This window comes from Pedobacter psychrodurus (assembly GCF_004331735.1).
Classification (GTDB): Bacteria; Bacteroidota; Bacteroidia; order Sphingobacteriales; family Sphingobacteriaceae; genus Pedobacter; species Pedobacter psychrodurus.
In genome coordinates, this window is the sequence record NZ_SJSO01000044.1 from 1 (window position 1) to 8496 (window position 8496).

Genomic DNA, 8496 nt, shown 5'->3' on the forward strand with positions numbered 1-8496 from the left:
CTGCTGCATTTGCATTAACTAAAGGAAGCTGAACAATTTCTTTAAGCCCTTGCTTCTTTTCTGTGTTTTTTTGACCTTTACTCATAAAATTCATTTTTAATAAACATCCTGCAAAGTCGGCAGGCTTGAAGATTAGTTTACTATACGAACTTCAGTGTTCAATCGACAACTTCAACTGCTGACTTGGTCAGATTTGACAATGACTTGGGGGTCAGTAAGAATAACGACCTTATGCGGGATGTTTTTTCCCAAAGTTATTATTCTCGCAAACTGAAGCATCGTTTAAATGATATTTGACAGCAAAAAGACCAGCACAGCTAGCTTGAATGCCGTTGAAAACATAAGGGCCCATGAAAAAACAAAAACTGCCGGCTGAAAATTTTTCTTTTGAAGTTAGTGCGAAGGCCTTAGGTGTGCTGTCCGAAAAATTTGTTAGGCCGGTTTTAAGTAGAACGTGGATGCGATACTTTGGCCTAGCTGGATGGAAAAGCATAATTGCCAGAGTATTAGTTGAATTTCAAAATGTAGAAGAAGCAGGAGTAACTTTTATAATTGGTGAAGCCTAACTGCCCTCTCTCCCTAAACCTGATAGAGCCAAATAGCTCCCGATTTTATCGAATATTTTATATTTAAAAGCGTATCTAAATCGGGACTATAGGTGATAGCAGGACTGCAAAAACCGAAGGATTACAATGCCTTCCTTTTCTAATAAATCATTATAAATTCTCATATTTTATAGAACTATTTCTAAATATCAAAATTTTAATTAAAATTATTTATCTGATATTCAGGTATTTGTAAGTTAACTTTGATTTATTTTAGTACTATGTATTGCATGGTAGTATATAAAACATATATCTTTGTTATATGATAGCAGAAAATACGCAAACACAAATGCGGAAGGGAATTCTGGAATACTGTGTTTTATCAATCATCTCCCGGGGCGAGATATATGCTTCGGATATTATTGCCGAGTTAAGGTCGGCGAAGCTATTGGTGGTTGAGGGCACATTATATCCATTATTAACCAGGCTTAAAAACAATGGTTTGTTAAGCTACAACTGGGTAGAATCTACCTCAGGCCCACCGCGTAAATATTATACCTTAACCGAAGATGGTCGGGGCATTTTATCACAATTAGATCAAACCTGGCAGGAGCTGGCTTATGCTGTAGGTATTTCACAAAAAGGAGCCAATTCATAATTATTAAAAAAGAAATGGAAAAGACCATCATCATAAATATAGGGAACACGATTATTCATATTGAAGAAAGTGCCTACGAACTCTTAAAGGCCTACCTGAACGAAGTAAAACAATATTTTGCCAACCATGCAGATGACCTTGAAATTGTTACAGATATCGAAAACCGCATTGCAGAACTGTTAACCGAGCAATTAGAAGAGCAGAAAAAGCAGGTTGTAGATTCGGCCAATGTAAATTCGGTGATTACACAAATGGGTAAGGTGCAGGATTTTGATACGGTAGAGGAAGGTGAAGAAGAACCTGTAATCAATAGCGGCTACCAACACCAGTATGTAGAGAAAAAATTATACCGCGATATGGACGACCGCGTAGTGGCAGGTGTTTGCGCCGGTATTGCCCATTATGTAAACGCAGATCCTAAATGGATTAGATTGGCAACATTGTTAATCAGCTTTATTGGCGGATTTGGAATATTGGTGTACGCCATCCTTTGGATTATTATGCCGAAAGCCAAATCGCGCATTGAGCGTATGGAGATGAAAGGCGAACCCGCAAACCTGCAGGGTTTTCAGAAGAACCTTGATGAGGAATTACAGGCAGTTAAAGAACGTTTAACTGAAGTAAACAGACACGCTCAACCAATATTTGGCCGCCTGGGTATCTTTATCGGAGAGTTTTTCGAATGGCTTGGCCGTTTTATATCGGGTACAGGAAAGGTGATTTTTAAAGTTATTGCCGGTTTTATTATCGTTTTTGGAGCACTGTTTTTAATTGCTTTAATTATTGGTACGGCTGCTTTTCAAGGTTTTTGGGATGCGAGTATTTATGAATATTTCCCCTTCTCGATTGTTAATGAAGGCAATAGGGGTATCATTTTGTTTGGTGCATTTGTGGTGCTTTTTGTGCCGATTTTAGCCTTAGTGTTATTCTCGATCAGGGTAGCTTTTAACAAACAGGCCATTAACAAAACACTTTCTTTTGCGCTGTTAATTATCTGGTTGGCTGGGGTAGCCATTACAGGCTATCAAGCGGCTAAAATATCTTCAGAATTTAAGCAACATGCAGAGTTAACTCAAACCGTTGATTTGAAATCTTTTTCTACTTATACCCTAAATATCGATAAAAGTAAATATTTCAGCAAAGAAGATAGTATTGCATATCATATTGATGCGAATCAGAAAAATCGAATTGTGGTTGATGATTTCGAAGATGGACCATTTGTTTCGCCGAATCGCATCCGCATCGACATTAACAAAAGCGAAACGGGAGTTACACGTTTAACACAAAAATACGAATCGCAGGGTAAAACTTTTCAAAGTGCATTACAGAATGCGCAGAACATTAGCTACAGTTATGAAATGAAGGATTCGGAGTTAATTTTTAGTCCGAGGTTTCAATTGAGAAAGGGAACCATTTGGCGAAACCAGGAAGTAAGGTTAAATCTTGAAGTCCCGGTGGGTACGAAATTAATTTTAAAGCAAGATACTTACCGCTACATTAATAATTATTGGACCTGGGAATGCAACGACAGCGAAAATGACCACAATGATTACAGCGTTTGGATTATGACAGACGATGGCTTGAAGTGCGTTGCGAAATTAAAAGAAGAGGCCATAAAAAATAAAAAATTACAAGAAGAATTACTCGATTTAGAATCGTTGCACAACAATAAGCCTACTGATACCATTTACCAGGATTCTGTATCAAACCGGATTAAGGAAGTTAAAGAAGAGTTGGGTATAGCGCCTGAATAATAGTTCCGTCATTTCGAGCGGAGAAACCTACTATAGATCTCTCCGTTTCACTACGCTCCAGTCGAGATGACGATCATACCTAAAAAGAAGAAACCATGAAAACATTATTAATGCTAATGGCATGCCTTATGGCATGTGGGGCTTCTTTTGCCCAAAAATTAAATAAAATTACAGGTAAAATAGTTGATGAAAAGACTGTTCCGGTATCGTTTGCGATTGTTAGGGTTCTGAATTATCCTGATACTACCCTTGTTAAAAGCGTTTCTACCAATATTGAAGGTGAATTTGCGATTGATCAGCTGAAAAGTGGTGAATATGTATTGTCGGTTTCTATTGTTGGTTTTAAAAGTAAAAAGACCGATCATTTTTCGCTTAACGAAGACATGAAATTACCTGCCGTCACTATCGAAAGTTTAACCAAACAATTAAAAGAAGTGAGCGTTCAGGGCAAGAAACCTTTTATTGAACATCAGATTGATAAAATGGTATTGAATGTAGAGAACAGCATTATTGCAACTGGAGGCACGGCGCTCGAAATTTTAGAGAAGGCGCCTGGTGTACAGTTAGACAGGCAAAATGACCAGATTTTATTGAACAATAAATCGGGTGTAATGGTGATGATTGATGGGAAGAACAACTTTTTATCGAGTGCCGATTTAACGGTTTATCTAAATGGCTTAAGTAGCAGCCAGATTGCTACCATCGAAATTATTACCAATCCATCAGCTAAATATGATGCTGCTGGTAATGCGGGTATTATCAACATTAAACTGAAAAAGAATAAGGCATTTGGTACCAATGGAAGTATTTCATCAACCTATCGCAATGCCATAAGGGCGAACTTACCCACCAATATTTATGGGTCGGAGCTTAACTTCAATTTAAATCACCGTGTAAAAAAGTGGAATTTTTTTACCAATGCAAATGCTTCAAAAAATAATAATTTTTCGAATTTATTATTAGAGCGGAGTACCAATGCCAATGGTTTACAGAGCAACTTTAACCAAAATTTTCAGAAAATATATACAGGATCGAGGTTGGCCGCAAAGCTAGGTGCAGATTATTATGCAGGTGAAAAAACAACCATTGGTATTATGCTTGATGGCAGTACGAGTACACGTAAATTGGATAATTTCTCTCAAACTTTTATAAATGAAATTAAAGAGGGAGTTGCCGGCAATAATTCGTTAATCCAATATTCTGATGCCAATACACCCAATAAAAATTATAGTGCAAATTTTAATATCAGACATGATTTTAAAAAAGAGGGTGCAAGTTTAAACTTTGATGCCGATTACTCTGGTTTTGATTACTCAGGACTGGAAAATTTTAACACCAATTTTTACGATGATAAAGGTGCTGTTTATAATACTACAATGATTAGAAATAATAGTAAAACAGCCATTGATATTTATGCTGCAAAAACTGACTTTACCTGGCCAATATCAAAGACAACAAAGCTTGAAACAGGGCTGAAAAGTGCTTATGTTAAAACCAATAACGATTTTTTATCGTTGGCATTGGTAAATAATGAATGGCAAAATGTTTTAGGGCAAAGCAATAATTTTATTTACAAAGAAAACGTAAATGCAGCTTATGCAAATTTATCAACAGATTTGGGTAAGTGGCAAGTTCAGGCTGGTTTACGGGCAGAGTTTACACAATCTACCGGAACATCGGTAACCAATAATACATCGGTAAAACAACATTATTTATCATTATTTCCAACGGTTTTTGTTAATCAGAAAATTTCTGAAAGTAGTAATTTGCGTTACACCTATGGCCGACGGATAGATCGGCCAAATTACCAGCAGTTAAATCCATTTAATTTTTATATGGATCCTTACACCATAGCACAAGGAAACCCATACTTAAAACCCCAGTTTACCAATAATTTTGAGGTGAGTTACAATTATAAAAGCGGATTATTTTTTTCATTGAGTTATGCTAAAACAAAAGATTTAATTTTAGATAGTAAAACCGCACAAAACGATAGCACAAGGATAGTTACCGTAGGGCAAGGGAATATTGGCAGCGGAGAATACTATTCGGCCGGCTTATCTGTTCCGGTAACCATTGCCAAATGGTGGAATTTGCAAAACAATTTTAGGGTTTCTTATAATAAATTTAATGATGATAATTTAGAAGGCGCCCCCTTTGTTTTAAGTAAAGTATTCTACAATTTTAATACCGTTAACTCGATTGTTTTAGGCAATAACTGGGCATTCGAAACCAATTTCTGGTTAAACTCACCAAAAGTTAGAGGCTTAGAACGGACCACTATTTATCAGTACGCTTTAAATATTGGTGTGCAGAAGAGTTTCTTGAACAAAGCTTTAAAACTTAAGTTAAATGTTGATGATATTTTTCAAACCAACTACTGGAAAGGAACGCTCGATTATCAAAATGTGAATTTAAGGGTGCAGAATAATTACATCAGTAGAAGGGTATCTTTCAATATCAGTTATAGTTTTGGTAACCAAAATTTAAAATCAAACCAGGACCGGAAAACGGCGGCTGATGATGTTAAGAACAGAGCTGGGGGCTAGGCCGGAGTCTTGAGTCCATAGTCTAAGTTTGGAGTTTGGAGTTTGGAGTCGGGGGGCCGTGGTTGGGAGTCAGAAGTCTGGGCGAAAAACCCAGTCTCCTTTTAAAGGGGGTAGGGGGATGAAGTCTAGGTTTGGAGTCGGAAAGTTTGGGTGAGAATCCCAGTCCCCCTTTGAAGGGGGTAGGGGGATGAAAAAAACAGTTAACCAATTAACTAAAAAACATGAAAAATATAATATACAGCATAGCGATTTTATTAAGCACTTTAGGCTATGGATGCCATAATAGTGGGGGTTATTTAGCAATAAATGCTACAGACACCAATACCGATTTCAAATTTGAAGCAAAATACGCTGAAGATAAAATTGGCAAACTAGAAAAATACCTGGATAGTGCCCTGAACAATGAGCTGCCTTTGGATCAGAATATCGATCTGTTCGTGAATTTAAATGGCAGCGATAAGTTTAACCTTAAAGCCAAAAAGGGCTGGTTAGTGATCGATTTCGATAAACGGAATGGCTCTTTGGCAGGCTATATGAAAGTTAAAAAACTTACTGAAGGGATTAAGCAGAAGTTAATGGAGTAATTGTGTTTTAACCGCAAAGATCACAGAGAGAAGGCGCTGAGGACGCAAAGTTGAGCAGTCTTCGTGTACGCTCAGACTGATTATTTACAGAATAGATCAGTGTAATTAAGTGGAGTTCTTCTGGTTTTCTCCCGCAGATTTAAGGTGATTAGCGCAGAATTTAAAGACGATCGCCATTCCCACCCAGATGGGCACTATATAATGCTCAGAAAATAAAGCTTGGACCATTCATAAAGAAAGATTCTTCGCTGTGCTATCATTGACAGTTCTACAAAGAAAATCGTCATTGCAAGGTACAAAGATAACCGAACGAAGTGAGCTCATGAGTGCCTTTAAAAACAACGGCAAAAATGAATAATCTTAAAGCACACGCTAGTAGCGATCGTAGTAAGATTGCTTCGTCGGCTGAAAAAGCCTTCTCGCAATGACGATTCCTCGCTACCTACAATTCCCTAAAAACCTTCATGTCATTTATATTGATTTTCATACAATAAATTAATCCTCAGAATAACAAGCTACTTACTTTTGGACATTCTCTTGAGTGATGTTTTCTATTTCATTTTTATTAAAATCGCCATTCTTTAATACCTCTACAATAAAAGGCGTTTTATGTTCGATATATAAATTGATATCGTATGGGTTTTCGAAGGCCAATTTCTTTTTTAATTCACCATATGCTTTTGCTTTTTCGGGATTACTGCGCAGAAAATCGCGCAATGTTAAGTGGTTTTTTAAGCTTACACTATCCGAAGGGCAAACGTATAAATGATGCTTAGGCCAAATTTTCATTGTGCCATCAATTGGTGTATGTTCTGTTTGGCATTTAAAAGCTTCGCGATCAGAAATTCCTAAGTTACCCCGATGGATGTAACCCAATGATATCAGTTTTCTAATGATGGCGTTTAGATTTTCCTTCTTATCAATAATAATATCGATGTCGATAACTGGTTTTGCAGCTAGTCCCACAACAGATGTGCTGCCCACGTGTTCAATGCCGATGATAAGATGATTTAAGTGCAATTGATAGATCGCCTTAAGTTGTTCGAATGTAACCGCCCATTCTGGCGAATAATCTTCAATTATTATGGATCCTGGCATGAAATGATAAATTGAAGGTAAGTTATACAATATGTAGAATAGTGCAAAATGCATTGTTATGGAAGCAAATTCTATCAGCGTAAATCTGTGTGATCTACGGGGAAACCTTGTGCGTAATTTGTTCCCGCAGATTAAAGGTGATTAGCGCAGAAACTAAAGGCGATCGTCATTCCCGTGGCTTTTTTAACCGCAATTACACAAAGAGAAAGGCGCAGCGGGCTCAAAATTGGGCGGTCTTCGACGACTATCATTGACAGATTGTAATAGAGACGTCGTCATTTCGACTGAAGCGCAGTCCCGAACTTTCGGGAGAGAAATCTTTTTACATAGTTCAAGATCTCTTCCGAAGGTGTGTTTGGTTATGTGTAAATATACCGAACTCCTTGTCTCTCAAATTGATTTGAATTAGCCAAAGCTATTTCAGCTTAATTAGCCCATTCTCCTTTAGCATGATATCCTTTTCGTTCCAGCTGTATGTTCGCTTAAATTTTAGTTGCTTAATGTTCAAGGCATCGGTTAAGAGAATGTTTTTAACCGAAGATTTAAACAGATCGTATTGAAGCGGTGGCTCTGCCCACTCCAATGTGTATTGATAAGCATCTATAATTTTGTTGTTCTGTTCTGTTTTGATAATCAGTATGTTATGGAAGTCTTTGATTGTTGTTGCTTCACCACCATTATAAGCTTTGCCCTTAAAGGTTGCCAGAAACTGATAATAATTAAAAGTTCCACTAATGGGTTCGAAAATAGGCATCAGATTTTTAGTGTTGATGGTACCTTTAGTGTTTTCATCAATGGCATTCAGTTTTGAATAGTTAAAATCGGCATTTTTAACCTGCTTTTTAAGTACATAAACTGGAGTTGCTGTTAATGCTGTTGCAGTTTCTGTTTTGGTATTTTCGAAAACGACCTGTACCGGTTTAGATTGGCAGTAGGATAATGCTGCGATAAGATTAAAAATGAGGAGGAGCGTTAGAAATGATTTCAATTCGTTTTAATTGTTATAATGTAACCTGTTGGCGGAATTAATTTTTAAAAATAATTATATGCATCCTAATAGGGTGCATTTTTTTTGACAATGAAATCCTTAATAATTTATAATCAATAGAATTTTATAGATTTGTGCTGGCCAAAATTTTTGGCTAAAAAATTATAGAAGCGTTAGCTTATTCTTGCCTTTAGAAATCTGGTAAATTTCAAATCGACGGCACACGAATAGAGTTTTAATGCCTACGTCAAAAGCGTGGGCTGAACTTGTTTGTGTCGTCGGCTTTACCAGAGCCTCTAAAGGCAGATGAGATTTCAGTT

7 protein-coding genes are annotated in these 8496 nt (G+C 36.9%); 5 read left to right on the forward strand and 2 right to left on the reverse strand.

From position 1 onward, the window contains the following. Positions 1–350 precede the first annotated feature (350 nt). The 5 genes from EZ456_RS24740 to EZ456_RS24760 all read left to right on the forward strand — a co-directional run bounded on the left by EZ456_RS24740 (position 351) and on the right by EZ456_RS24760 (position 6090). A complete protein-coding gene (locus EZ456_RS24740; protein ID WP_131534869.1) occupies positions 351–566 on the forward strand; it encodes a hypothetical protein in 216 nt (71 codons plus the stop codon). Between the two features lie 301 nt (positions 567–867). Next, on the forward strand, positions 868–1203 hold the full coding sequence (locus EZ456_RS24745; RefSeq protein WP_025145298.1) for a PadR family transcriptional regulator: 336 nt from the start codon (positions 868–870) through the stop codon (positions 1201–1203). Positions 1204–1217: 14 nt separating this feature from the next. Further along, the gene (locus EZ456_RS24750; RefSeq protein WP_131534871.1) at positions 1218–2957 is read left to right on the forward strand and encodes a PspC domain-containing protein; all 1740 of its coding nucleotides are present in this window, start codon (positions 1218–1220) and stop codon (positions 2955–2957) included. 95 nt (positions 2958–3052) lie between these two features. Further along, entirely contained in the window at positions 3053–5506 is a 2454-nt protein-coding gene (locus tag EZ456_RS24755) for an outer membrane beta-barrel family protein (RefSeq protein WP_131534873.1), read from the forward strand. 221 nt (positions 5507–5727) lie between these two features. After that, a complete protein-coding gene (locus EZ456_RS24760; protein WP_131534875.1) occupies positions 5728–6090 on the forward strand; it encodes a hypothetical protein in 363 nt (120 codons plus the stop codon). A gap of 519 nt (positions 6091–6609) precedes the next feature. On the opposite strand, the gene EZ456_RS24765 is transcribed toward EZ456_RS24760, so the two are convergent. Both EZ456_RS24765 and EZ456_RS24770 read right to left on the reverse strand, forming a co-directional pair. Continuing rightward, positions 6610–7188, reverse strand: coding sequence for a GrpB family protein (locus tag EZ456_RS24765; RefSeq protein WP_131534877.1), 579 nt, complete (start codon positions 7186–7188; stop codon positions 6610–6612). 415 nt (positions 7189–7603) lie between these two features. After that, positions 7604–8176, reverse strand: coding sequence for a hypothetical protein (locus EZ456_RS24770; protein WP_131534879.1), 573 nt, complete (start codon positions 8174–8176; stop codon positions 7604–7606). Between the last annotated feature and the right edge of the window lie 320 nt (positions 8177–8496).

Coding starts and splice junctions, on each gene's coding strand:
- EZ456_RS24745 (WP_025145298.1), top strand. CDS start 868: ATGATAGCAGAAAATACGCAAACACAAATGCGGAAGGGAATTCTGGAA.
- EZ456_RS24760 (WP_131534875.1), top strand. CDS start 5,728: ATGAAAAATATAATATACAGCATAGCGATTTTATTAAGCACTTTAGGC.
- EZ456_RS24765 (WP_131534877.1), bottom strand. CDS start 7,188: ATGCCAGGATCCATAATAATTGAAGATTATTCGCCAGAATGGGCGGTT.
- EZ456_RS24755 (WP_131534873.1), top strand. CDS start 3,053: ATGAAAACATTATTAATGCTAATGGCATGCCTTATGGCATGTGGGGCT.
- EZ456_RS24740 (WP_131534869.1), top strand. CDS start 351: ATGAAAAAACAAAAACTGCCGGCTGAAAATTTTTCTTTTGAAGTTAGT.
- EZ456_RS24750 (WP_131534871.1), top strand. CDS start 1,218: ATGGAAAAGACCATCATCATAAATATAGGGAACACGATTATTCATATT.